This is a genomic window from Microbacterium phyllosphaerae, from assembly GCF_050628115.1.
Taxonomy (GTDB): Bacteria; Actinomycetota; Actinomycetes; order Actinomycetales; family Microbacteriaceae; genus Microbacterium; species Microbacterium phyllosphaerae_A.
The window spans coordinates 485,917-509,127 of record NZ_CP192502.1; the positions used below are offsets into that span (position 1 = coordinate 485,917).

General features: G+C 68.9%; 21 protein-coding genes and 1 tRNA gene. 7 read left to right on the top strand and 15 right to left on the bottom strand.

Annotated elements, in window-relative coordinates; translation table 11 throughout:
- Window position 1: 1 nt before the first annotated feature.
- The 3 genes from ACQ4LY_RS02145 to ACQ4LY_RS02155 are packed head-to-tail and all read left to right on the top strand — an operon-like array spanning window position 2 to window position 3,503.
- Entirely contained in the window at window positions 2–901 is a 900-nt protein-coding gene (locus ACQ4LY_RS02145; RefSeq protein WP_431074355.1) for a 5-dehydro-4-deoxyglucarate dehydratase, read from the top strand.
- A complete protein-coding gene (locus ACQ4LY_RS02150) occupies window positions 898–2,064 on the top strand; it encodes a mandelate racemase/muconate lactonizing enzyme family protein (protein WP_431074356.1) in 1,167 nt (388 codons plus the stop codon). Before ACQ4LY_RS02145 ends, ACQ4LY_RS02150 begins: the two co-directional genes overlap by 4 nt.
- Window positions 2,061–3,503: an aldehyde dehydrogenase (NADP(+)) gene (locus ACQ4LY_RS02155; protein WP_431074357.1), complete on the top strand. Its 1,443-nt coding sequence runs from the start codon at window positions 2,061–2,063 to the stop codon at window positions 3,501–3,503. The genes ACQ4LY_RS02150 and ACQ4LY_RS02155 overlap by 4 nt, the downstream gene beginning before the upstream one ends.
- A gap of 81 nt (window positions 3,504–3,584) precedes the next feature.
- On the opposite strand, the gene ACQ4LY_RS02160 is transcribed toward ACQ4LY_RS02155, so the two are convergent.
- Window positions 3,585–5,873, bottom strand: coding sequence for a glycoside hydrolase family 3 C-terminal domain-containing protein (locus tag ACQ4LY_RS02160; RefSeq protein ID WP_431074358.1), 2,289 nt, complete (start codon window positions 5,871–5,873; stop codon window positions 3,585–3,587).
- Window positions 5,874–5,966: 93 nt separating this feature from the next.
- Here ACQ4LY_RS02160 and ACQ4LY_RS02165 point away from each other — a divergent pair, with 93 nt between their 5' ends.
- Entirely contained in the window at window positions 5,967–6,572 is a 606-nt protein-coding gene (locus tag ACQ4LY_RS02165; RefSeq protein ID WP_431074359.1) for a TetR/AcrR family transcriptional regulator, read from the top strand.
- Between the two features lie 60 nt (window positions 6,573–6,632).
- On the opposite strand, the gene ACQ4LY_RS02170 is transcribed toward ACQ4LY_RS02165, so the two are convergent.
- The 4 genes from ACQ4LY_RS02170 to serS all read right to left on the bottom strand — a co-directional run bounded on the left by ACQ4LY_RS02170 (window position 6,633) and on the right by serS (window position 10,162).
- Window positions 6,633–7,880 (bottom strand): LCP family protein, encoded by a 1,248-nt coding sequence (locus tag ACQ4LY_RS02170; RefSeq protein WP_431074360.1) that lies wholly within the window; start codon window positions 7,878–7,880, stop codon window positions 6,633–6,635.
- A gap of 53 nt (window positions 7,881–7,933) precedes the next feature.
- Window positions 7,934–8,018: transfer RNA gene (locus ACQ4LY_RS02175), tRNA-Ser, on the bottom strand.
- Between the two features lie 42 nt (window positions 8,019–8,060).
- On the bottom strand, window positions 8,061–8,882 hold the full coding sequence (locus tag ACQ4LY_RS02180; RefSeq protein WP_431074361.1) for an HAD family hydrolase: 822 nt from the start codon (window positions 8,880–8,882) through the stop codon (window positions 8,061–8,063).
- Window positions 8,879–10,162 carry a serine--tRNA ligase gene (gene serS, locus ACQ4LY_RS02185; RefSeq protein ID WP_431074362.1) on the bottom strand — a complete coding sequence of 428 codons (1,284 nt, stop codon included), beginning with the start codon at window positions 10,160–10,162 and terminating at the stop codon, window positions 8,879–8,881. The genes ACQ4LY_RS02180 and serS overlap by 4 nt, the downstream gene beginning before the upstream one ends.
- 75 nt (window positions 10,163–10,237) lie before the next feature.
- Here serS and ACQ4LY_RS02190 point away from each other — a divergent pair, with 75 nt between their 5' ends.
- Window positions 10,238–11,236, top strand: coding sequence for a diacylglycerol/lipid kinase family protein (locus tag ACQ4LY_RS02190; protein WP_431074363.1), 999 nt, complete (start codon window positions 10,238–10,240; stop codon window positions 11,234–11,236).
- Between the two features lie 17 nt (window positions 11,237–11,253).
- Here ACQ4LY_RS02190 and ACQ4LY_RS02195 read toward each other — a convergent pair whose 3' ends face one another.
- From ACQ4LY_RS02195 to ACQ4LY_RS02205, 3 genes are all read right to left on the bottom strand, one after another.
- Entirely contained in the window at window positions 11,254–11,979 is a 726-nt protein-coding gene (locus ACQ4LY_RS02195; RefSeq protein ID WP_431074364.1) for a hypothetical protein, read from the bottom strand.
- A 53-nt stretch (window positions 11,980–12,032) separates the two neighbouring features.
- Window positions 12,033–13,493, bottom strand: coding sequence for a cardiolipin synthase (gene cls / locus ACQ4LY_RS02200; RefSeq protein WP_431074365.1), 1,461 nt, complete (start codon window positions 13,491–13,493; stop codon window positions 12,033–12,035).
- A 97-nt stretch (window positions 13,494–13,590) separates the two neighbouring features.
- Window positions 13,591–13,764: a hypothetical protein gene (locus tag ACQ4LY_RS02205; RefSeq protein WP_164481682.1), complete on the bottom strand. Its 174-nt coding sequence runs from the start codon at window positions 13,762–13,764 to the stop codon at window positions 13,591–13,593.
- A gap of 112 nt (window positions 13,765–13,876) precedes the next feature.
- Here ACQ4LY_RS02205 and ACQ4LY_RS02210 point away from each other — a divergent pair, with 112 nt between their 5' ends.
- On the top strand, window positions 13,877–14,995 hold the full coding sequence (locus tag ACQ4LY_RS02210) for a DUF4192 family protein (protein ID WP_431074366.1): 1,119 nt from the start codon (window positions 13,877–13,879) through the stop codon (window positions 14,993–14,995).
- On the opposite strand, the gene lysS is transcribed toward ACQ4LY_RS02210, so the two are convergent.
- Window positions 14,988–16,514, bottom strand: coding sequence for a lysine--tRNA ligase (gene lysS / locus ACQ4LY_RS02215; protein WP_431074367.1), 1,527 nt, complete (start codon window positions 16,512–16,514; stop codon window positions 14,988–14,990). The genes ACQ4LY_RS02210 and lysS overlap by 8 nt on opposite strands.
- Before the next feature lie 81 nt (window positions 16,515–16,595).
- Between lysS and ACQ4LY_RS02220 the strand changes: the two genes are divergently transcribed.
- Entirely contained in the window at window positions 16,596–18,407 is a 1,812-nt protein-coding gene (locus ACQ4LY_RS02220; protein ID WP_431074368.1) for a DUF2207 family protein, read from the top strand.
- A gap of 68 nt (window positions 18,408–18,475) precedes the next feature.
- On the opposite strand, the gene ACQ4LY_RS02225 is transcribed toward ACQ4LY_RS02220, so the two are convergent.
- The 6 genes from ACQ4LY_RS02225 to folB are packed head-to-tail and all read right to left on the bottom strand — an operon-like array spanning window position 18,476 to window position 23,211.
- Window positions 18,476–19,180 carry a DUF2520 domain-containing protein gene (locus tag ACQ4LY_RS02225; protein ID WP_431074369.1) on the bottom strand — a complete coding sequence of 235 codons (705 nt, stop codon included), beginning with the start codon at window positions 19,178–19,180 and terminating at the stop codon, window positions 18,476–18,478.
- A complete protein-coding gene (locus tag ACQ4LY_RS02230) occupies window positions 19,173–21,260 on the bottom strand; it encodes a PH domain-containing protein (RefSeq protein WP_431074370.1) in 2,088 nt (695 codons plus the stop codon). Before ACQ4LY_RS02230 ends, ACQ4LY_RS02225 begins: the two co-directional genes overlap by 8 nt.
- A complete protein-coding gene (locus ACQ4LY_RS02235; RefSeq protein ID WP_431074371.1) occupies window positions 21,257–21,853 on the bottom strand; it encodes a PH domain-containing protein in 597 nt (198 codons plus the stop codon). Before ACQ4LY_RS02235 ends, ACQ4LY_RS02230 begins: the two co-directional genes overlap by 4 nt.
- The gene (locus ACQ4LY_RS02240) at window positions 21,789–22,286 is read right to left on the bottom strand and encodes a DUF3180 domain-containing protein (RefSeq protein WP_431074372.1); all 498 of its coding nucleotides are present in this window, start codon (window positions 22,284–22,286) and stop codon (window positions 21,789–21,791) included. Before ACQ4LY_RS02240 ends, ACQ4LY_RS02235 begins: the two co-directional genes overlap by 65 nt.
- Entirely contained in the window at window positions 22,286–22,822 is a 537-nt protein-coding gene (gene folK, locus ACQ4LY_RS02245; protein ID WP_431074373.1) for a 2-amino-4-hydroxy-6-hydroxymethyldihydropteridine diphosphokinase, read from the bottom strand. The genes ACQ4LY_RS02240 and folK overlap by 1 nt, the downstream gene beginning before the upstream one ends.
- Complete coding sequence (folB, locus tag ACQ4LY_RS02250; protein ID WP_431074375.1) at window positions 22,819–23,211, bottom strand: dihydroneopterin aldolase; 393 nt, start codon at window positions 23,209–23,211, stop codon at window positions 22,819–22,821. The genes folK and folB overlap by 4 nt, the downstream gene beginning before the upstream one ends.

Sequence of the window (23,211 nt, forward strand, 5' to 3'; positions counted from 1 at the left end):
CATGGACTTCGATGGAATCCTCTTCTTCCCGGTGACCCCGTTCACCGCTGACGGCACGATCGACCACGAGCTGCTCGCCACCCATGTCGCGACCGGCGTCGAGGCCGGAGCCGGCGGGGTGTTCCCCGCGTGTGGAACGGGCGAGTTCCACGCCCTGTCGACGAGCGAGGCGGCAGCAGTCACCCGCACGACCGTGTCCGCTGTGGCCGGCCGAGTGCCGGTGATCGCCGGTGCCGGCGGCCCGCTCGGGCACGCGATCGAGGTGGCGAAGGCCGCAGCGGATGCCGGCGCCGACGGGCTTCTCATCCTTCCGCCCTATCTCGTCGGCGGCACCCAGGCGGGACTCGCGGCCTACGTCGAGCAGATCGTCGAGGCAGCGAGCCTGCCTGTGATCGTCTACCACCGCGGGAGCGCCCAGTACTCGGTCGATACCGTGCGCCGACTCGTCGCGAACCCGAAGGTCGTGGGCTTCAAGGACGGCACCGGCGACATCGGCGCGACGCAGCTGATCGTCCGCGCCGTCGCCGAGGAGGGCCGCTCGGACTTCGCCTTCTTCAACGGGCTGCTCACGGCCGAGCTCACACAGGGCGCGTATCGCGGCATCGGCGTTCCCCTGTACTCGTCGGCCGCATTCGCGATGGCGCCCGACATCGCGAACGCCTATTACCGCGCCTACGCCGACGGAGATGAGGAACGGCGCCTCGCACTGCTCGACGGCTTCTATCGACCGCTCGTCGAGCTGCGAGATGAGACCCCCGGATTCGGCGTCTCTCTGATCAAGGCGGGGCTGCGGCTCTCGGGACTCGCGGTCGGGTCGGTACGCGCACCGCTCGTCGACCCGACGCCCGACCAGGAGGCGCGCCTCGCTGAAATCCTCGCCGCAGGGCGCGCGCTGCTGTGACCGCGATCCGGAGTCTGACGACGCGTCTGCAGCAGGTGCCGCTGACGCGCCCGTGGGCTGCCGATGTCACCTCGGTCGGCGTCATCGCGACGCATGTCGTGCGCTCCGACGGAGCGGAGGGATGGGGCTTCTCGTGGAGTCCGCAGATCGGCGCGCCCGCGGTGAAGGCTCTGCTCGAACACGACATCGCACCAGCCGCGGTCGGACGCTCAGCCAACCCCGGCGAAAGCTGGCAGGGCCTGTGGGAGCACCTGCACGAAGCCGGAGGCGGAGGCGTCACGACGATCGCGCTGGCAGGGCTCGATCTCGCACTGTGGGATGCCGAGGCGCGGTCGGCAGGCGGCACGGTGTCCGGGCTGCTCGGCCGACACCGCGAACGCGTGCGCGCGTACGGCTCGGGTGTGAACCTGCACTATCCGCTCGAGGAACTGCTCGCGCAGGTGCAGCGGTGGATCGATTCGGGGTTCACCGCCGTCAAGATCAAGGTCGGCAAGCCCGATCTCGCCGAAGACCTCGATCGTGTCGCCGCCGTCCGCGAGCTGCTGGGACCGGATCGGTCTCTGATGATCGACGCGAACCAGCGGTGGGATCTCGCGCGGGCGACCACGTCGGTCGAAGCGCTGTCGCGGTTCGATCTCGCCTGGATCGAGGAACCGTTGCGGGCCGATGACCTCGACGGCCACACGGAACTCGCGCAGCGCATCGAGGTGCCGATCGCGCTCGGCGAGAACCTGCACACCGTGCACCGCTTCGGCGACTTCCTGCGCGCCGGAGCAGCGCAGATCGTGCAGCCCAACATCGTGCGGGTCGGTGGCATCACCCCGTTCCTCCGCATCGCCGAGCTGGCGGCGTCTCACGGCGCGGCCCTGCACCCGCATCTGCTGCCCGAGCTCTCGGGACAGCTCGCTCTGACGCTGCCAGACACCGCCGCCGAGGTGCTCGTCGAAGACGTCGAAGACGCCGGATTCGGCGCGCTGGGCGCTCTGGTCGAACCCTCACCGGTGACGATCGCCCGCGGCTGGCTCACCGAGAACGCACACGACGGCCTCGGCATCCGCTTCTCCCCTCTGCTCGACGCACCGGCGCTCGATGACGCCACGGCTCGTGCCGATGACCCTCTGCTCGACATCCCCGCGTTCATCGCAGGAAAGGACCCCTCGTGACCACGTCCCCCGAAGATCTCAATGCGATCGTCCGCGCCGCAGCCGCCGCTGCCCCGATCTGGCGTCGCTCGTCGGCCACGGAGCGAGCAGCCTGGCTGCGCGCTGCGGCCGATGTGCTCGACGCGAACGTCGCCGAGCTCGTCGCGATCGCCGATGAGGAGACCCGCCTGGGCGCGACCCGCCTGACCGGCGAGGTCGCCCGCACGAGCGGTCAGCTGCGGCTCTTCGCGACGGTCGTCGAGGAGGGCTCGTACCTCGAACTCACGGTCGATGACGCGGATGCCGGCGCCACCCCGCCGCGACCGGAGCTGCGCCGCCTGCTCACCGCTCTCGGACCCGTCGCCGTCTTCTCGGCGTCGAACTTCCCCTTCGCGTTCTCGGTCGCCGGTGGTGACACGGCCTCGGCCCTCGCCGCCGGAAACCCCGTCGTCGTGAAGGCGCATTCGGGCCACCCTCGGCTGTCGGCGCGCACCGCCGAACTCGTCTCCGCAGCGCTGGAGGCCGCGGGAGCGCCCACCGGATCGCTCGCGCTCGTGGAGGGTCGCGAAGCGGGCAACGCGCTCGTGCAGCATCCGCTCGTCCGCGCCGCCGGCTTCACGGGTTCGGTGTCGGGCGGACGCGCACTGTTCGACCTCGCCTCCGGGCGCCCCGACCCCATTCCGTTCTACGGCGAACTCGGCAGCATCAACCCTGTCGTCATCACCGAAGCCGCGGTCGCCGCACGCGGTGAGGCCCTGGCTCAGGGCCTGGTCGGATCGTTCACCCTCGGCGTCGGCCAGTTCTGCACCAAGCCGGGGGTGGTCTTCGTTCCCGCAGGCACGGGCTTCGAAGACGCCGTCGTGGCCGCCGTGCCCGCGACCTCGGGCGGCCCGCTGCTGACCGATCGCATCACCGAAGCGTTCCCCGCCGGACTCGCCCACCTCGAGGGCGATCCTTCGGTGTCGATCCTCGCCGAAGGCGTCGAGGTCGACGGTGTGCGCCCGGTCGCCCTGCTCACCGATGCGCGTGCGGTCGCAGCGCGGCCCGAGACGCTGCTCGAGGAATGCTTCGGGCCGGTCACGCTCATCGTCCGCTACGACTCCGAGGCCGACCTGCACGCGGCGCTCGCCACTGTGCCGGGGAGTCTGACCGCGACCCTGCACGCCGAGCCCGGCGAAGACCCTGCCGCAACTCTGGAACTCCTGCAGGAGCGTGCAGGGCGAGTGCTGTTCGCGGGCTGGCCGACCGGTGTCGCGGTGACCTGGTCGCAGCAGCACGGCGGCCCGTGGCCGGCGACGACCTCGCTGCACACCTCGGTCGGCGCGTCCGCGATCCGTCGGTTCCTGCGTCCGCTGGCGTTCCAGGACGCGCCCGAGACTCTGCTCCCCGAGGCGCTCCGCGACGAGGCGCTCATGCGGCTGCCGCACCGCCGCAACGGGGTGCTCGTGCTGCCGGCCTGACCGCGGCACACGGATCGCATCCGATACGAAACGCCCTCGCCGCCACAGGACGGAGAGGGCGTTTCGGCATTCGGGGGCGGGTCAGCTCTGCGGCAGGGCTCCCGCATTCGCGGCGGCGAGAAGCTGCTCGATCTGCTCGTAGGTGACGTCGACACCGGGGAAGCCGATCAGGCGCCCGATCGGGAACGACGCCATCATCTTCTCCATCGCCTCGTCGTTCGGCATCATCGACGCCGCAGACGAGTCGGCACCGGTGAGCCCGTCCATCAGTCCGCCGAGTGCGGCCATCGCGATCGGCCCCGCGACGGGGTGGGCGACCACGTCGCCGATCGACGAGTTCATGGTCAGAGGCAGCGAGACGACGTCGCCTTCGACAGAGACGGTCGACGACGAGCGGATGTCACGGCTCGACGCCGCGACCTCGACCGAGTACTGGCCGCTCTCGACGATGAAGCGGTCGACACGGACGTCCCAGTACGCCAGGTCCTCGCGGCGGACGACGAGCTCGACCGTTCGGGTCTCCCCCGCGGCGAGCGCCACGGACGAGAACGCCTTCAGCTCACGCGGCGCGCGCTGCACCGACGATGCGACCGGAGAGACATACACCTGCACGGCCTCTCGGCCGTCGCGCGTGCCCGTGTTGATGACGTCGACGGTCACGGCGACGTCACCGTCAGCCCTGACCGACACGGAGGCCTCGCCGTACGAGAACGTCGTGTAAGACAGCCCGTGGCCGAATGGGAACGTGACGTCGAGACCCTTCGCGTCGTACCAGCGGTAGCCGACGAGCACACCCTCGCCGTAGCGGACGTGACCGAACTCTCCGGGGAAGTTGCCGAACGAGGGGTTGTCCTCGAGTCGTACCGGGATGGTCTCGGTGAGCTTGCCCGACGGGTTCACCGCGCCGTACAGCACGTCGGCGACGGCGCCGCCACCTGCCTGACCGAGCAGCCAGGTCTCGACGATCGCGGGGACCCGGGCTGCGAACGGCAGCGCCACGACGCCGCCGTTCGAGAGCACGACCACGGTCGCGGGGTTGGCCTCGATCACGGCGTCGAGCACCGCGAGCTGGTCGGCGGGGAGGTCGATGTGCTCGCGGTCGAAGCCCTCCGACTCCTCCGCCGCGGGAAGGCCGAGGAACACGACGGCTACGTCGGCCGTGGATGCGGCGGCCACCGCCTCGGCGCGCAGGTCGTCATCGGAGCGACCGGATGCCGCGACGGCACCGCCCGCGACCGAGTAACCGGCTGCGTAAGAGACGTGGCCGCCGCCGACGGCGCGCAGCTCGTCGAGCGCCTTGTCGACTCGGGTCGGGTTGATCAGCGACGAGCCTGCGCCCTGGAAGCGCGGTTCGGTGGCGAAGGCTCCGATGACCGCGATCTTCTGTCCCGCTGCGAGCGGAAGCACATCGCCGTCGTTCTTGAGCAGCACGATCGAGCGACCGGCGGCCTCCCTCGCGAGCGCATGGTGGGCGTCGACATCCAGCGGCCCCGACACGGCAGGACGCTCGCCGGCCTTGCGCACCAGGTCGATGGCTCGGTCTGCCGCCGTGTCGAGCACGCTCTCGGCGAGGTCGCCTGCACGCACGGCGGCGACGAGCTGAGCATCCGTCCGCCCACCCGACGACGGCATCTCGAGATCGAGTCCTGCGGCGACACCGGCGACCCGGTCGTTCACCGCGCCCCAGTCCGAGACGACGAGGCCGTCGAAGCCCCAGTCGTCGCGCAGAACCTGGGTGAGCAGCCACGGGTCCTCCGAGGCGTAGACGCCGTTGATGCGGTTGTACGAGCACATGACGGTCCACGGCTGTGCATCCTTGACGACGCGCTCGAACCCGCGGAGGTAGATCTCGTGCAGCGGGCGCGGGTCGACATCGGAGCTCGCGCGCATGCGGTCGAACTCCTGGTTGTTGGCCGCGAAGTGCTTGAGCGAGGTGCCGACCCCCTGCGACTGCACGCCGCGCACGGATGCCGCGCCGAGGACGCCCGACACGATGGGGTCTTCGGAGAAGTACTCGAAGTTGCGTCCGCACAGCGGCGAGCGCTTGATGTTGATGCCGGGGCCGAGCACGATGGCGACGTCCTCGATCGCGGCCTCGATGCCGATGGCCGCGCCGACCCTCTCGATGATCTCGGGGTCGAACGACGAGCCGATGCCGACGGCAGGCGGGAAGCATGTCGCGGGCACACTGCTGGAGAGGCCGAGGTGGTCCGTGCCTCCCGACTGCTTGCGGAGGCCGTGCGGACCGTCGGTCATCATGATCGACGCAAGACCGATGCGGTCGATGGCCTTCGTCGTCCAGAAGTCCGCGCCGCTCGTGAGCGAAGCCTTCTCCTCGAGGGTGAGGTCGGATGCCGAGAGCTCGGTCATGGTCTTCCTTTCGCAGGCGACAGCAGTGTCTTGCGAAAACTATATGCGAGTAGGTATTGGATTTCAAACGTTGTTCAGGATTACTCTCGAGAAATGGCACGACGAGGTTCATACGCGAAGGGCGTCGCACGACGCGGAGAGATCCTCGAGAGCGCGCTCGATGTGATCGGGCGCAAGGGCTACCAGAACGCGTCGCTCAAACAGATCGCCGAGGTCGTCGGGGTCACCCCGGCGGCCCTCCTGCACTACTTCGGGAGCAAGGAGGAGCTGTTCACCGAAGTGCTCCGCACCCGCGACGAGCACGATCTCAAGGAGCCCCAGCCCTCGGATCCCGCCGACGCCAAGGCCGCCTTCGTCGACGTGATCCGCCGCAACGCCGAGGTCCCCGGTGTCGTCGAGCTGTTCTCGCGCCTCTCGGTCGATGCCGTCGACCCCGAGCATCCCGCCCACCGGTACTTCCTCGATCGCAGCGCACGGCTGCGGGAGAGCATCTCCGCTGCCTTCGAACACGACGCCGAGAGACGCGCGACGCTCGACCCCGACAGCATGGCCAGGGTGATCCAGGCCGTCTCCGACGGACTCCAGCTGCAATGGATGATCGACCCGTCCGTGGACATGCCCGGGATCATCGAGGCGCTGATGGACGTGCTGTACCCGCCGACCGCCGAGGCGCGGCGGGAGCCGACACCCGAGGTGTGAACGGGAAAGCCGCCTCTCCCGGCACGGGGAGGGGCGGCTCTCAGCAAGCGATCCCGCGGATCAGCGCACGTTTCCGTTCGAGCAGGTCTGCTGTGCGGCCGAGTTGCCCTTGATCGAGTCGGGCAGAGCCACCACGTTGTCGGGTGTCGCCGCAGCATCCGGCGTCGCCGCCTCCGCGTCCGTGGGAGCCGCCGGGACCGGATCGGTCACGACGACACCGTCGTTCGCGGTGTTCTCATGCGTGACCTGCAGCTGGGCATTCGCGTTGATCGCGTCCCACATGGCCTGGGCGGCCGACTTGTTCGCCACGACCTTGTTCGGGTTCGCCGAGTCGGTACCCGTCGGGTACTGCAGGAAGACGATGTCCTCGAACGGCACCGACTTCACGGCCAGGGCGATCTGCACGATCTTCATCGGATCGGCGAGCGAGGTGCTCGCCTCGACATTGCTGAGTCCGGTGTTCGCGAGCTTCAACATCATCGGGACGTTTCCGAGGGTCTCGCTGCTGATCAGCTTGCGCACGAGGCTCGACATGTACTGCTGCTGGTTGCCGATGCGACCGAGGTCGCTGCCGTCTCCGACACCATGGCGAGTGCGCAGGAACTGCAGAGCTTCGAGGCCCTGGACGGTGTGCGTTCCCGCAGTCATGTCGAGTCCGGTGTAGCGGTCCTTGATCGGGGTCGCGAGGCAGACGTCGACGCCTCCGATCGCGTTCGTGATCTCGATCACGCCACCGAACGTCACGGAGGCCGCGAACTGGATCTCCTGGCCCGTGAGCTCGGTGATGGTCTTCGCGACGCAGTTGAGCCCGCCGTCGGTGTACGCGACGTTCAGAGGCTGCTTGCTCATCGCGGAGTGGACGTCGCCCTCGGCATCCTCGCACTCCGGGATCGACAGCAACAGGTCGCGGGGGAAGCTGACGACGGTGATCCGGCGCGGCTCCTGCGAGACGTGGACGAGCAGGTTCACGTCGTTCAGGGTGCCCTCGGCGTCCGAGCCGCTGCAGCGTTCGCCGAAGTAGGCCGCGTACGCCTCTTCACACGTGTCGACGCCGGTGAGCAGGAGGTTGAACCCCTCCTTGTACTCGCCGATGTCCGGCGGGAGCTCGGTCTTGGTCTCGAGCTCGACCGCGTTCGCGGTCACCGTGGTGGAGAGGTCGTAGAACACGTACGCCGCCACACTGGCACCGCTGACGAGCACCACGGCGAGGCCGATCGCGATGAACTTCAAGAGCTGGTTCAGGGGACCTGGAGTGCGCAGCTGACCGTGTCGCGCGATGGTACGACGGCGTCGGGTGTTCGGACTCACTCGGGGCCTTTCGGTTCAGCGTGCGGTGCGGGGATACACCGTTCCCTGTAAAGCGGAGGGTGTGGGATTCGAACCCACGAGACATCTCTGCCCACTGGTTTTCAAGACCAGCTCCATCGGCCGCTCGGACAACCCTCCCGACAGACGAATCTGCCGACAAGCCGTGAGTCTAGCCGAGTTCTATTCTCCCGCGCTGACCTGGGCAGGTGCTGGAAGCGTGTTCAGCGCTGCCGCCAGGCCGCCGTCCTCGACATTCGCGGTCACCTCACCGGCGGCATCCTTGACCTCATCGGGGGCCTGCCCCATCGCCACGGCACGCCCGTCGAGACCGAGCGCCCAGCCGAACATCCCGATGTCGTTGCGACCGTCCCCCGCGACGAGCACGCGACCGCGCTCGAAGCCGAGCTCGGTGCGCACGCGCTCCAGCGCGGTGCCCTTGTCGACACCCTGCGGCGCGATGTCGAGCCAGGCCGTCCAGCCGATCGCGTACGAGACCTCGTTGAGCCCGGCGTCCGAGACGAGCCGATGGAAGTCCTCCTCGTCGTGCCCCGGAGAGACGACCACGACGCGCGACACCGGCTCGGCGACGAGTTCCTCGAACCCGACCTGGCGCCCGCCGTCGAGCGTCCAGTCATCGAGGTGCTCCGTGTAGAGCCGCTGGCCCGACCCGAGCTCCACCATGTATCGCGCTTCAGGCAGCCGCTCTCGCAGCAGCGCGAGAACAGGCGCGGGGTCGAAGACCTCGATGTGCCATCGCTCCCACTCGTCGCCGACGCGACGCATCGTGACGGCCCCGTTCGAGCACACGACGAAGTCCGCCGTCAGACCGAGAAGTTCGACATAGCGACGTGTGGCCATCCAGCTGCGCCCGGTCGCGATGGTCACTTCGTGACCGGCATCCCGCAACCGCGCAACGGCCTCTGGCACGCCGGGGCTCATCGTCTCGTCCTGCAGGATGATCGTTCCGTCGACGTCGAGGCCGACGAGCCAGGGGGTCGTCACGCGTGAGGCTCCAGCACTTCGAGGCCGCCCAGGTAGGGACGCAGCACCTCGGGCACACGCACCGAGCCGTCCGCCTGCTGATGCGTCTCGAGCAGCGCCACGATCCAACGGGTGGTGGCGAGGGTGCCGTTGAGCGTGGCGACGGGCTGGGTCTTCGCCGTCTGACCGTCCTGAGCCTCCGGACGGTGACGGATGTCGAGACGGCGTGCCTGGTAGGTGGTGCAGTTCGAGGTCGACGTCAGCTCGCGGAAGGCGCCCTGCGTCGGAACCCACGCCTCGATGTCGTACTTGCGCGCGGCGCTCGATCCGAGGTCGCCCGCAGCGACGTCGATGACCCGGTAGGCGAGGCCGAGCGAGGTCAGCATCTCCTCCTGCAGCGCGACGAGGCGCAGGTGCTCCGCCTCAGCATCCTCGGGGTTCGTGTAGACGAACATCTCGAGCTTGTTGAACTGGTGCACGCGGATGATGCCGCGGGTGTCCTTGCCGTGCGAGCCCGCCTCGCGCCGGTAGCAGGTCGACCAGCCCGCGTAGCGCAGCGCGCCCTTGCCGAGGTCGAGGATCTCGTCCTTGTGGTACCCGGCGAGCGCGACCTCGCTGGTGCCGACGAGGTACAGGTCGTCGTCCTTGTCGAGGTGGTAGACCTCGTCGGCGTGCTCGCCGAGGAACCCGGTGCCCTGCATGATCTCGGGGCGCACCAGAGTGGGGGTGATCAGGGGCACGAAGCCGTTCTGCAGGGCCTTGTCCAGCGCGAGGTTCATGAGTGCGATCTCGAGACGCGCGCCGATGCCGCGGAGGAAGTAGAAGCGCGCACCCGAGACCTTCGCGCCGCGTTCCATGTCGATCGCACCGAGGAGCTCGCCGAGCTCCAGGTGGTCACGGGGCTCGAAGTCGAACGCGGGAACCTCGCCCACACGGCGGAGTTCGACGAAGTCGGCCTCGCCACCGGCCGGCACGCCGTCGACGACGACGTTCTCGATGCGAGCGAGAGCAGCGGATGCCGCGTCCGAGGCCTCGTTCGCGGCCTGCTGCGCCTGCTTGACCCGCTCTGAGAGATCCTTGACCTGCGCGACGAGCGCGGCCTTCTCCTCCTTGGGCGCCTTCGCGACCTGCTTGCCGAAGGCGTTCTGCTCCGCCCGCAGCTCTTCGAAGGCGGCGAGAGCCGCCCGGCGCGATCGATCGGCCTCGAGTGCGATGTCGACGGTGCCCTGGTCGTTGCCACGGGCGGCCTGAGAGCGGCGGACGATCTCCGGGTTGTCGCGGAGGAGTGCGAGGTCGATCATCCACCAAGTCTATGGTGCGGGCCGGGCGAGTCCTCCGCGAACAGGTGGGGCGGATGCCGGGGCTAGAGTAGCGCCATGATGATGAGCGCCCCCGCCCGGCGACAGGCGGCGCTCGTGTACAACCCGATCAAGGTCGATGAGAAGCATCTGCGCGCACGGGTCCGGGCGCTCTCGCGCGAGGCCGGCTGGGAGCATCCCGCCTTCTATCCGACCACGATCGAGGACCCGGGCCAGAACGCGACAGCTCAGGCGCTCGCCCGCGATGTCGACGTCGTTCTCGTGGCCGGCGGTGACGGCACGGTGCGCGCGGTCTCGGAGGCGATCGCGAACAGCGGGGTGCCGCTCGCAATCCTCCCGAGCGGCACGGGGAATCTCCTCGCGCGCAATGTCGGGCTCCCGCTCGGCAACCCCGACGAGATGATCCGCGCAGCGCTCGGCGACTTCCGACATGCGATCGACATCGGGTGGGCTCGGCTCACTCGCGAGAACGGCGAGCACGAGGAGCACGCCTACGTCGTCCTCGCCGGAGTCGGGTTGGATGCCGACATGATCGCGAACACGCGACCGGACCTCAAGAAATCGGTCGGATGGATCGCCTACGTCGACGGGGCCGCGAGGTCTCTGGTGACGGCCGAGCCGTTCCGCGCGGTGTTCCAGATCGACGACGGACGCCTGCACTCGACCAAGGTCCACAGCATCCTCTTCGCCAACTGCGGCCTCCTGCCCGCGGGCATCGCACTCATCCCGGACGCCTCCATCACCGACGCCATCCTCGATGTCGCGGTGATCCAGCCCACGGGCATGCTGGGGTGGCTCGGCGTGTGGCGCAAGATCTGGTGGGACAACTCGGTGCTCCGGCGTTCACGCGCAGGTCGCCGCGTGCTGGAACGCCGAGGCCGGGATGCGTCGGTGCACTACTTCCGCGGAGGCGTCGCCGAGGCGGCTGCGAGCTCGCCTACGCCGATCGAACTCGACGGCGACGAGTTCGGCACCGCAGTGCGCATCACCTGCCGGGTGGATCCAGGGGCGCTGCTGCTGGCTCTCCCCGCGGACCACCCGGTCTCCGGGCTCTGATCCGCGGAGAGGTCGGATCAGCCGCGAACCTCGACCGTGCCGTCAAGCCCTCCACCGACCAGCGTGAGGGTGAAGGCGTCGTCATCCACGGCGTCATCGCCGAAGGCGATGAGCGTCGCCCGAGGCGCCATGTCCATGGTGCACACCTGAGTGTCATCGGTCACGAACGTGGCTGTTCCCGTCGCACCTGAGCCCTCCACGCCCTCGACCACCGGGGCGCAGCTCGAGGAGCCCCAGGTGAGCAGCACGAGCGAGCCGTCGCCGATCCATCCGGCGCTCGGCGTGTACTCGGTCGACGATCCCGGCGTGCCGGAGAAGGACGGGTCTCCGTCGAGGTCGACCTCGTCGGCCACATCGCCGTACGTCACCTGCAGCGTGATCTCCTTGGTCGGGTCCACGCCCTCGGGCAGCGCCCCGACGCTCGCGCGCTGCACCATGTCGGCCGTGCACACGGCGTCTGCGTCGACGTCGACCAGTTCGACCGATACCGTCTGGCCCTCAGCCGACACCTGGTCGACCTGCGGAACGCAGGTGGAGGACCCCCACGTCACGACGGCGAACATCCGACCGTCATCGAGCAGTGCGCCCTCGACGTCGTCGAAGTCGTCGTCGCTCCCCGCCGAAGGCGAGGACGACGGCGCATTCGTGGGCGCGTCCGCGCCCGGAGTCGACGTGCATCCGGCGACCAGCATGACTGCCGCGAGGGCGGACAGAGCGGCGATGAGGCGTGTGGGGGTGGCCATGCACAACAGGGTACCGGCCAAGCGTGATCGGCGGGCACCCCACGTCTGGGGGACTACTGGAGTGCGGACGTGAGTCGCGCGAGGTTGTCGAGAACGGTCGAGCGCAGCGGCTGCTGCATCCACTCCTCCAGCGTGAGTTCCCGGCTGAGTGAGCGGTAGTGGTCTTCGACCTCGCGCATCTCGGCGACGAACTCCTCGCCGCGCACGAGCATCGACACCTCGAGGTTGAGACCGAACGAGCGCATGTCCATGTTGCTCGATCCGATGACGGCGACCTGATCGTCGATCGTGAGGCTCTTGGTGTGCAGGATGTACGGCTTGCGGTACATCCAGATGCGGACGCCGGCCTTCAGCAGCACCTCGTAGTAGCTGCGCTGCGCGTGGTAGACCATGGCCTGGTCGCCCTCTTCCGAGACGAACAGCTCGACCACGACGCCACGGTCGACTGCCGCCGTCACGGCCAGCAGCAGTGCCTCGTCGGGGACGAAGTAGGGGCTGACGATCATGATCTTCTCTTTGGCCGCGTAGAGCAGCCCGAGGAACAGACGCAGGTTGTTCTCGACCTCGAATCCCGGTCCCGACGGTACGACCTGGCAGTCGAGGTCTCCCGAACCCGCTTCGGCGTGCGAGATGTCGATCTCCTGCAGCACCTCGTCGGTCTCGCTGTACCAGTCGCTGAGGAAGATCGCGTTGACGCTCAGGACGACAGGGCCGTCGATGCGCACCATGAGGTCGACCCAGTGCAGGCCGCGCTTGATGTTCTTCGGGAGGTTGTACGTCGAGTCCGTGACGTTCTGCGACCCGAGGAACGCGACCTTGCCGTCGACGACGAGGAGCTTGCGGTGGTTGCGAAGATCGGGACGCTGCATGCGTCCCTTGAGCGGCTGCACCGGGAGCATCAGATGCCAGTTCGCGCCCATGCGGTTCAGTCGAGCGATCGTCTGCCGGTACTTCGGCTTCCACCGGTTCGCCCAGTGGTCCAGGAGCACCCGGACGTGCACCCCGCGTGCGGCGACCTCTTCCAGGGCTCGGAAGAAGTTGTCGGTCGACGCGTCGGACTGCAGGATGTAGAACTCGACGTGGACGTAGTCCTCGGCCTTGCGGATCTCGTCGGCCATCGCATCGAGCGAGTCCTGATATCCGGAGATCAGGTGCGCTCCGTTGTCTCCGGAGATGGGCAGGGCACCCAGCCGATGGTTCATCTCGACGAGCGGCGGGAACCAGCTCGGAGCGTTCGGGCGCAGGGTGCCGAAGTGCAGATGCTCGCTCGTCTCTGCGATGTACTCGTTGATCTGGTCCTGTTTACGGCGGCGCGCACGCGGCAGGCGCGGGTTTCCGATCAGCAGGAAGAGGAACACGCCGACGAACGGGATGAAGAACACCGCGAGCAGCCAGGCCATCGCCGCGGTGGGACGCCGGTTGCGCGGGATGATGATGATCGCCGAGATGCGGATCGCCAGATCGAGGGCGAGCAGGAACGCCGTGATCCACCAGGCCCAGGTCTCGGGCGTCATCCCTCGTCCTCTCGGCCGGTCGGCACTTCGACGGTGCGCCTCAGTGGGCACCTGAGAGGTGCACTGGCTACACAGTAGCCGATGGTTCGGACGTCGCTCAGGAGCGCGGGGGCAGACCGCGCGCGGCGCGCTCCTCGGCCTCGATGCGCGCGTGCACCTTGCGCTCGGTGCGATCGAAGCGCAGGATCCCCCGGAGAACGAAGAAGAACACGACGCTCACTCCGATGGTCGGGATGATCGACCATGCGGCTGCGAGCCAGAAGTTCTCCATGACTCCATGGTACGCGACCGACTGCTCCTCCACATTCGAGAGCCCGCAGGACAAGGGCAGCCGCGGCTGTGGACTCGCCCCGCGATGCCGCCTGCGCGATCACACTCGCAGCATGACAACAGTGCTCCGAGCCTCCGGCTCCGCTGAGTTCCTCAGCATCGTCCCGTCCCTCGCAGGGTTCACCCCCACCGAGAGCCTCGTCCTGCTGCCCTTCGACGGCTCACGCACCTGCGGAGCCATGCGGCTCGACCTCCCGAGAGGCGACGTCGGCCTCGCGGACTACGCGGACGCGGCGATCGGCCTCGTGTCTCGAGTCGACAGGACGGATGCCGTCGCCGTGGTCGTATACACCGATGACGAGGTGCACTCGACGCGCGACGGACTCGTCCTGCCGTTCGCCGTCGAGGTCGACGAAGTGCTCGGGCGCGCGGAGGACGCAGGTCTCCGCATCGTCGACGCGCTCTGCGTGACGTCCGACGGCTGGTCGAGCTACCTCGACGACGAGCCCCGGCTCCGTTCAGTCGATCACGCTTCGCCCGACGTGCCGGGCGTCGGAGACGTGTCAGGCGACCAGCTTGCGGGAGCGTCGCTCCCGAGCGTCGATCTCGCCGCGAAGGAACGAGTGGCGAGAGCGCTGTGCGACATCACCGACCTGCTCGATCGGAGCAGCAGGGGAGAGTCGCGAGGTGTCGGGAATCCGCAGGCACTCGCGGCTCTCGTTCTTCTCGAAGACCTCCCTGCGTTCTTCGAGGCGGTGCTCGCCTCGCCCGACGACCTTCCGCCGTTCGCGACGGCGGCACTGGTCTGGTGCCTCGATCGCCCGCTCTTCCGCGATGTGGCGCTGACGCAGTGGGCCACCGATGCCCTGGGCGGCGCACGCACGCTCGAGGCGCAGCTCGCGTTCGCCGACACGAGGTCGACCGTGCCCGACGACCTCGGCGACGTCTTCCTCGGCCGGGGCCCCACGCCCGACCCCGAACGACTCCGAGGTGCTCTCACCCTGGTGCGCGCCGCTGCCGCCCGCGCACCACGCGCGTCTCGGCTCGGCCCCCTCACCGCAGCCGCGTGGCTGTCGTGGGCGCTCGGCCGGGCGAGCCATGCCGCGCACTACCTCGACCTCGTGCGCGAGATCGATCCCGAATACGGCCTCGCAGCGCTGCTCGAGACGATGATCAGTGCCGCGATGCTGCCGGAGTGGGCGTTCCGACGCGGCGCGACGCCGGTTACTTGACGAGTGGGAACAGGATGGTCTCGCGGATGCCGAGCCCGGTGATCGCCATCAGCAGGCGATCGATGCCCATTCCCATGCCACCGGACGGCGGCATGCCGTGCTCGAGAGCCCGCAGGAACTCCTCATCGACCGGCATCGCCTCGACGTCACCACGCGCAGCGAGCTTCGCCTGCTCGACGAACCGCTCGCGCTGGATGACCGGGTCTACGAGCTCGGAGTATCCGGTCGCCAGCTCGAAGCCGCGGATGTACAGGTCCCACTTCTCGACCACGCCGGCGATCGAACGGTGCTCACGCACCAGGGGCGACGTGTCGACGGGGAAGTCCATCACGAAGGTGGGGCGCACGAGGTCGCCCTTGACGAAGTGCTCCCAGAGCTCTTCGACGAGCTTGCCATGCGTCGCCTGGGCCGGCAGATCCACACCGTTGGCCTCGGCGAAGGCGATGAGGTCCTCGACCCGATCGCTCGGGGTGATCGTCCGGCCGGACGCCGCCGACAGCGATTCGTACATCGAGATGCGGTCCCACTCGCCGCCGAGGTCGTACTCGGTGCCGTCGGCCCAGGTCACGGTGGTCGAACCGGACACCGCGACCGCCGCCTGCTGCACGAGCTCCTGCGTGAGAGCAGCCATCTGGTTGTAGTCGCCGTACGCCTGGTAGGCCTCGAGCATCGCGAACTCGGGGCTGTGGGTCGAGTCGGCGCCCTCGTTGCGGAAGTTGCGGTTGATCTCGTAGACGCGCTCGATACCGCCGACCACCGCACGCTTCAGGTAGAGCTCCGGAGCGATGCGCAGGTACAGCTCGGTGTCGAACGCGTTGGAGTGCGTCACGAACGGACGCGCCGACGCTCCTCCGTGCTGCACCTGCAGCATCGGCGTCTCGACCTCGAGGTAGTCATGACTGCCGAACGTCGCGCGCAGGCTGGCGTTGACCGCGGCGCGGGCGCGAACGGTGGTGCGCGCCTGTTCGCGGACGATGAGGTCGAGGTAGCGGCTGCGGACGCGGCCCTCCTCGCTGAGCTCCGAGTAGGCGTTCGGGAGGGGCAGGATCGCCTTGGAGGCGATCGTCCATCCGTCGGCCATGATCGACAGCTCGCCACGACGGCTGGAGATGACCTCGCCGTGCACGAACACGTGATCGCCCAGGTCGACGTACTCCTTCCAGTCGGCGAGGGACTCCTCGCCGACGTTGGCGAGCGAGATCATCGCCTGGATACGCGATCCGTCTCCCGCCTGGAGCGTGGCGAAGCAGAGCTTGCCGGTGTTGCGGCTGAACACGACACGGCCGGCGACGCCGACGACGACACCGGTCTCGGCGCCTGCCTCGAGATCGTCGTACTCCGCGCGCAGAGCAGGGATCTGGTGCGTCACCGGAACGCTGACGGGGAAGGCCCCGCCCGCGGCGTCCGCCCGATTCGCGACCAGGCGCTCGCGCTTGGCGAGACGCACGGCCTTCTGCTCGTGGACGTCTTCTTCGGTGGCGGCGGTGGCCGTCTCGGGCGCGGCAGACGCGTCAGTCATTCGGGGGCTCCTTGAAAGTCGTCTCCAGTTTACCGAGGTCGCGTCCCTCGCCCCACGGTCGAGTCTGGGTAGCCTCGATGCATGGCAGCCATCAGACTCGCCCCCGCTCTCGTCACGGTCGGTCTCGCCGCCACGGTCCTGTCGGCGCCGGCCGGCTCCGCGACCGCGGCGAGCGCCGATGCCGACGTCGACGTCGATGACTTCTCCTACGCATCGTGGGACGCACGGTTCGAGGTGAGTCTCGATGACGAGGGCCGCTCGCGCATGCACGTGACCGAGTCGCTGACGGCGAGATTCCCGGACTCAGACCAGAACAAGGGCATCGTGCGCGGGCTGCCGACCAGCTACGAGAATGCCTGGCTCGAGCTCCAGGTGCTCTCGGTGACCGATGAGACCGGCACAGAAGTGCCGTACGAGACCGATGAAGAAGACGGTCTGCTCTATGTCCTCACGGGCGACGACGACTATGTGCAGGGGCTCACGACCTACGTGATCGAGTACGAGATGCGCGACGTCATCCTGGCGGCCGACACCGGCGTCGATGAGTTCTATTGGGACCTCCTCCCCCTCGACAGCACGCAGCTCATCGAGGAGTTCCGTGCCGATGTGGTGTTCGACGACGAGATGACCGAGCGCATGACCGGCGACGCGCGCTGCTACGCCGGGTACGCGGGCTCGACGAGCGAATGTCCACTCACCACGTCATCTGGCGGCTCGGAGTTCCACGTCGAGGCGAACGAGCTGTCTCCGGGCGAGGGCGTGACCCTCGCAGTCGGCTTCGAATCGGGCACGGCCGCGCAGCCGGCGGCCCGCCAGCCCGACCCCGTGACCGACACCGTGCCCGCGATCGCCGCGCTCGGCGGACTCGGGCTCTCGGTCGGCGGCTGGTTCGCCGTGTCCTCCTTCCGACGATCCCGCCGCACATCGAGCGGCATCATCGTGGCCCAGTACGACGTTCCGGATTCGATGCCGCCGCTGCTCGCCGCAGCGATCGTCCCCGCGGCGAAGGATGCGATCCCCGCCGAGATCGTCCACCTCGCAGTGCGCGGCACGTTGCGCATCGAGGAGAGCACCGAAGCCGAGGAGCCTCGCCTCCGACGCCTCCCCGGAGGCCGTATCCCCGACCAGCTCGACGTCGAGGCGGTCGATGCGCTGTTCGCGGATGCCGACGCCGATGGCGTCGCCGAGCTCCCCCGCTCGAGCGAGGACTTCGCCGCACGCATGACGGCACTGGTGAAGAGCGGCGCCGATACGGCGGTGTCGCGAGGCCTGGTGACGAAGGCGCGCAGCCGCGGTGCGATGATCCTGCAGTGGTGCGCGATCGCCGTCGCGGTCGCAGGCTTCGGTCTCGGCCTGTGGGGCATCATCGCGGGCAGGGTCACGGCGTTGCCCGCGTTCGTGGCCATCGCATTCGGCCTGTTCCTCGTACTGCTGTCCTCGCTCTACAGCTTCTCGAAGCACACGGTCCTGACTCCCGACGGAGCCCGGGAGTACGAGTACCTCATGGGGGTGAAGGAGTTCGTCCGAGTGGCCGAAGCCGACCGACTGCAGATGCTTCAGTCGTACTCGGGCGCCGAACGCCGTCAAGACGGCAGCGCGAACGTGATCGTCGTCTACGAGCGCCTGCTCCCCTACGCGATGCTGTTCGGCATGGAGGACGAGTGGGGTCGGGTGCTCGAAAGCGCCTACACCTCGGAACAGCGCGGGGCCTCGTGGATCGGCGATCCCAGCGCACCGTTCGTGAGCGGGCAACTGGTCGCGTTCGCGGCCTCGTCGAACGCGGCCGCGAACTACTCGGCCCCGAGCGCGAGCAGCTCGTCGAGCTCCGGCGGGTCGTTCGGAGGCGGCTTCTCGGGCGGTGGCGGCGGAGGCGGCTTCTCAGGCGGCCGCTGACCCCGGAGTTTCTGGCCTCGGTGTGCGTCCGGACTCGGTGTGCGTCTGACCTCGGTGTGCGTCCGGCCTCAGAGCAGAGGCGAGGGACCGGACGCGTCCCGCAGCGCCCGCTCGACGGTCGACTGCACCAAAGCCGACAGGTACCCGCCCGGGTTCTCGATGCCGATCTCGCCGAGGCGCGTGGTCGACTGCACGATGATCGACCGCGAGAACTCGGTCGCAGCCTGGATCACGTCCGCGTACGCCGCCCTGTCGGCTTCGGCGATGACCACGGGCTCGCATCCCATCTCCACCGCCAGCGCCTGGGCGATCGGGAGCACCGCTGCCGGCGCCGTGACTGCGGCGTAGCTCGCCTGCAGCTGGCGCAGGTCGATCGTCGTGCCCGTGAACGTGATGGCCGGGTGCACGGCGAGCGCGATCGCACCGCTCTCGGCGGCGGGCCGCAGCACGTCGATGCCGTACCCGGGGTCGGTGTGCAGCACGAGCTGTCCGAGCTGCCACCCGCCCACCTCGGCGATGCCCGCGATCAGGGCGGGAAGCTGGTCGTGCGGAACGGCGACGATGACGAGTTCACTGCGCCGCACCACTTCGAGCGCGTCGAGGATGGGCACCGCGGGGAGCACGGCGGACGCCCGATCGTCGTCCGATCCGCTCGTGATTCCCGTGATCGCGTGACCGGCGCCGGCGAGCGCCGCGCCGATGACAGGACCGACGCGTCCCGCGCCGATGATGCCGACTCCGAGGCGCCCGTCGCGGCGCGACGGATCACTCACCGTTCGGCGCCGGAGGCGCGGACGGAGATGCCGGAGGAGCAGGAGCGGCCACCGGCGGGGCGGGCGGGGCGGCGGGCGGCGCAGGAGGAGCCACCGGCGCGGCACCCGGCGGCACGTAAGGCGGAGGCGGCGTCACCGGCGGAACAGGAGGAGCCACCGGCAGAGCAGGCGGAGCGGCAGGCGAGGAGACGGGAGGCGCAGCAGGCGCGACCGGAGGCACAGGCGGCGCACCCGAGCCGACATACGGCGGAGGCGGGGTCACCGGCGCGGGCGCACCCACGGGCGGCATCGGAGGAGCGCCGAGCGCATCGGGCTCGACACCGGCACCCGGCGCGGCCTCGGCACCGGCACCCGGATACCCACCGGGAACCTGCGCGCCCCCGGCATCCGTCACATACTCGCCCCAGCGATGCGTGTGGTCACGCGCCGCAGCGGCGACCGCGGCCGAACTCACACCGTCGAGGAGGAAGAGCGCGTCATCCCGCTCGAGCCCCGACAGGTAGCCGGTGATGAGACCCTGCACCGAGTGCACCTGCGCCCCCGAGACGCGCTGAGCGCGGTCGATCGGTCCTTGGGAGAGCGAGACGCCCTGCAGCCGGGCGAGCGGGAAGACGGCCAGCTTGCGCCAGACCGTTCCTCTGCGCAGCAGCAGCCCGAACTCGGTGAGCGCGTAGCCGTGCCGCTTCCACGACAGGGGCCTCCGCCACCACGCCCGACGTGGCATCGTGCGGTACGGATCGCCCTCGACCGGGCCGAGGATGCCGTGCTCCCAGACGAGCGGGATGTCGGCGACGGGCGCGTCCGGGAGGATCAGCGCGAGCACGCGTTCGACGTCGGCGCGCTTGCCCACCGGCAGCACGACGTTGAACTGCTGCGCCGAGCCGGACGACTGCTGAGCTGCGCTCTTGCCGCTCATGCGGTTGATCTTGATGGTCCACCAGCCGAACGGACGCCACAGCAGCGACTGCGTGACCTCCACGGCGAAGATGCGCCCCGGGGGCAGCGTCTCGGTGACGGTGGTCAGCAGCCCGTAGGTGATCCGCACGCCGTCAGGAGTCGGCGCGATCGAATACCGCAGGGACTTCGAGATCTGCGCCCAGGTGATGCCGACCACGGCGATGACCATCGGGATGCCGATGCCGAGTGTGATCCCGAGGCCGAGGAAGCCTCCGATCGGGTCGCCGTCGATCAGCGATCCGATCGCGACGCCGCCGACCGCGACGCCGAAGATCACGCCGAAGAACACGACCCACAGCACGCTCGAGATCAGCTGCGATCCGATCAGACGCCCGGCCGGGATCTTGACCACGCTCTCGGGTTCGACATCGGCGAGATCGACACCGCCGATCAGACCGTTGACGCCGTCGTTCACCGAACCGACGAGCTGAGCCCTGGCCGACGCGGGAGCACCGGGAACGGCTCCGGCAGGATTCGCCGGGCGCACTCCGGCTGCCGCATCCGATGCCGTCTGCCGCGCGGCGCGAGCCCCGGAGGCGAGGCGGAGGATGTCCGAGCGCACGGACTCTGCGCGAGGCGTGGCCAGGTACTCGAGCTCGACGTTCGAATCTGTGCCGGCACCCACCACCTCGAGCTTCGCGAGGCCGATGATGCGCGCGGGGAACGGACGCGTGAGGTTCACGCCCTGCACCCGATCCAGCGGCGCGCGGCGGTGCGAGCGGAAGATGATGCCCTTGCGCACCTCGACGTGGTCACCCGTGATCCTGAACTGCTGGAAACGCCAGATGAACCAGAAGATCCCCACCAGCACGACAACCAGCGCCAGCACGCCGAGCAGCACGACGAGGATCAGGTTGTTGGCGAGCACCCAGTCGACCGGGTCGCCGCCTGTGTAGTCGTCGTAGTGCGCTTCTTCCGGAGTGAAGAGGTCGACGAACCAGGCGATGAGACGGTCGCGCAGGTTCGCGATCGCGATACCGGCGATGATGATGAGCGCCAGACCGCCTTTGAACAGCGGGGTGAGCGGATGCATCCGATGCCACTCGCCGTCGGCGAGGGTCGTCGACTCGACCCGCGGCTCGACGTTCGCCACGGGCGGCGGCGGGAACTGCTGCTCGCTCACAGGCCCGTCCGGCGGGTCTCGGCCACTTCGATGAGCGTGTCGCGCAGGGCCTCGGACGCCGCCTGGGTGAGCCCGGGGATCTGCACGCCGGTGGTCGCGGCTGCCGTCACCATCTTGAGCTGCGTGACCCCGAAGGCGCGGTCGAGCGGTCCCTGAGTGATGTCCACCAGCTGCATGCGCCCGTAGGGCACCGCGATCATGCGCTGCCAGAGGATTCCCTTACGGAAGACGATGTCGTCGGCGCGGAGCATGTAACCGATGGCCTTCGCCTGCCGCGGCAGGATGATCAGCGTGATCAGCGTGATCAGCACCACGACGCCGGTGGGTATCCACACCCACGTCTGATGCAGCACCAGCGCGAGAACCAGCGCGACGGCCAGCACGAATGCCACGAAGATCACGTTCTGCAGGATCTGCGACACGACGTATCGCGGGGAGATCTGGTGCCAGCTGCCGTCGAGCTCCAGCCTCGCCTCATTGCGAGCGGTGCGCAGCTGGGAGTAGGTGCCTTGGTCGAGAGAGGCGAGGTCAGTGACCTCCGCCGAGTTCAGCGGGGCCGGGATCCCCGGCTCGATCTCTGGGTTCTGAGTCATCAGGATCCTTCGGAAGTATGCAGAACTGTTCGGCGATGAGCGCGGCGACCACGAGCACGATCGCGCTTCCGATCAGTGCCAGCATCGCCACAGTCGACCCTACCGGGGGATCGACCGGCCTCGACAGGAGGAACACCAGGAGGCCAGCTCCGAACCCCGCCATGATCGCGCCCACGAGGCTCGAGGCACGGGCGAGCGTCACGGCGCGGGTCGCGCGGAACGGGTCGATGCGGATGCCCTGACGCACGCTCGCACGCACCGGCCAGGCCACGCCGAGCGACGCGGCGGCGATCAGCAGAAGCAGCACGGGCAGCAGCAGCGACGGAGTGAACGTGGTGCGCCCCATGGCGGTGAGCATGTGGTCGAGCACGTAACCCGCCGCACCGGCGAGGAGCGCGAGGACGACGAGCAGCCCGACAGAGGTGCGCTTCATCACTGCTCCGAGGCGCGCAGGCGCGCGACGAGGTCAGCGACGCGGCCGCGGCCCGGCAGCTCGGCATCGGCATCGAGTTCGAGCCAGGGCTCGAGCACGAACAGCCGCTCGAAAGCGCGCGGATGCGGCAGCTGCAGGCGCTCGTCATCGGAGGCCTCATCGCCGTAGGCGATCAGATCGAGGTCGAGGGTCCGGTCGCCCCAGCGCACGTGGCGCTCCCTGCCGTGCTCGTCCTCGATCGCGTGCAGCATCCCGAGGAGGATCGAGGGCGCGAGGCGCGTGGTCACGAGAGCCACGGCGTTGACGTATCCGGGGGCCTCGGGGTCGGGGCCATCGAGTCGCAGCGCGACCGTCTCGAACAGCGGAGACAGGCGGACGTCGCTCACCAGAGGCAGCCGCGCGATGCGCTCAGCCGCTGCGCGGATCGTGGCCTCGCGGTCGCCGAGATTCGCCCCGAAGGCGACCACAGCCACCGCTTCGTCCCTGCCGGGGCGCGGGCCGGGGATGCTCGGCGGGTTCGCCAGGTTGCGGCTCATCGCGACACCTCCGTGGCCGAGTGCTTCTGAGCCCGGTGCACCGTCACGGCGACGTCGCCGAAGGACAGCGCGATCGGGGCATGCGGCTTGTGCACCGTGACCGTGACGGCGTGCACGCGGGAATCGGCCAGAGCGACATCCGCGATGCGCTCCGCCAGCGTCTCGATGAGGTTGACGGGCTCTCCCCCGACCACGGCGGCCACCTTCTCGGCGAGTTCGCCGTAGTGCACGGTGTCGGCGACGTCGTCGGATGCCGCGGCCTCACGCAGCGGCATCATCAGGCGGAGATCGATCGTGAACTCCTGACCGTTCTCGCGCTCATGGTCGTAGACGCCGTGCCGGCCGAAGACGGTGAGCCCCGTCAAGACGATCTCATCCAGGAAATCCAT

Coding starts and splice junctions, on each gene's coding strand:
- ACQ4LY_RS02145 (WP_431074355.1), top strand. CDS start 2: ATGGACTTCGATGGAATCCTCTTCTTCCCGGTGACCCCGTTCACCGCT.
- ACQ4LY_RS02160 (WP_431074358.1), bottom strand. CDS start 5,873: ATGACCGAGCTCTCGGCATCCGACCTCACCCTCGAGGAGAAGGCTTCG.
- ACQ4LY_RS02165 (WP_431074359.1), top strand. CDS start 5,967: ATGGCACGACGAGGTTCATACGCGAAGGGCGTCGCACGACGCGGAGAG.
- serS (WP_431074362.1), bottom strand. CDS start 10,162: ATGATCGACCTCGCACTCCTCCGCGACAACCCGGAGATCGTCCGCCGC.
- ACQ4LY_RS02190 (WP_431074363.1), top strand. CDS start 10,238: ATGATGATGAGCGCCCCCGCCCGGCGACAGGCGGCGCTCGTGTACAAC.
- ACQ4LY_RS02195 (WP_431074364.1), bottom strand. CDS start 11,979: ATGGCCACCCCCACACGCCTCATCGCCGCTCTGTCCGCCCTCGCGGCA.
- cls (WP_431074365.1), bottom strand. CDS start 13,493: ATGACGCCCGAGACCTGGGCCTGGTGGATCACGGCGTTCCTGCTCGCC.
- ACQ4LY_RS02205 (WP_164481682.1), bottom strand. CDS start 13,764: ATGGAGAACTTCTGGCTCGCAGCCGCATGGTCGATCATCCCGACCATC.
- ACQ4LY_RS02210 (WP_431074366.1), top strand. CDS start 13,877: ATGACAACAGTGCTCCGAGCCTCCGGCTCCGCTGAGTTCCTCAGCATC.
- lysS (WP_431074367.1), bottom strand. CDS start 16,514: ATGACTGACGCGTCTGCCGCGCCCGAGACGGCCACCGCCGCCACCGAA.
- ACQ4LY_RS02220 (WP_431074368.1), top strand. CDS start 16,596: ATGGCAGCCATCAGACTCGCCCCCGCTCTCGTCACGGTCGGTCTCGCC.
- ACQ4LY_RS02235 (WP_431074371.1), bottom strand. CDS start 21,853: ATGACTCAGAACCCAGAGATCGAGCCGGGGATCCCGGCCCCGCTGAAC.
- ACQ4LY_RS02240 (WP_431074372.1), bottom strand. CDS start 22,286: ATGAAGCGCACCTCTGTCGGGCTGCTCGTCGTCCTCGCGCTCCTCGCC.
- folK (WP_431074373.1), bottom strand. CDS start 22,822: ATGAGCCGCAACCTGGCGAACCCGCCGAGCATCCCCGGCCCGCGCCCC.
- folB (WP_431074375.1), bottom strand. CDS start 23,211: ATGGATTTCCTGGATGAGATCGTCTTGACGGGGCTCACCGTCTTCGGC.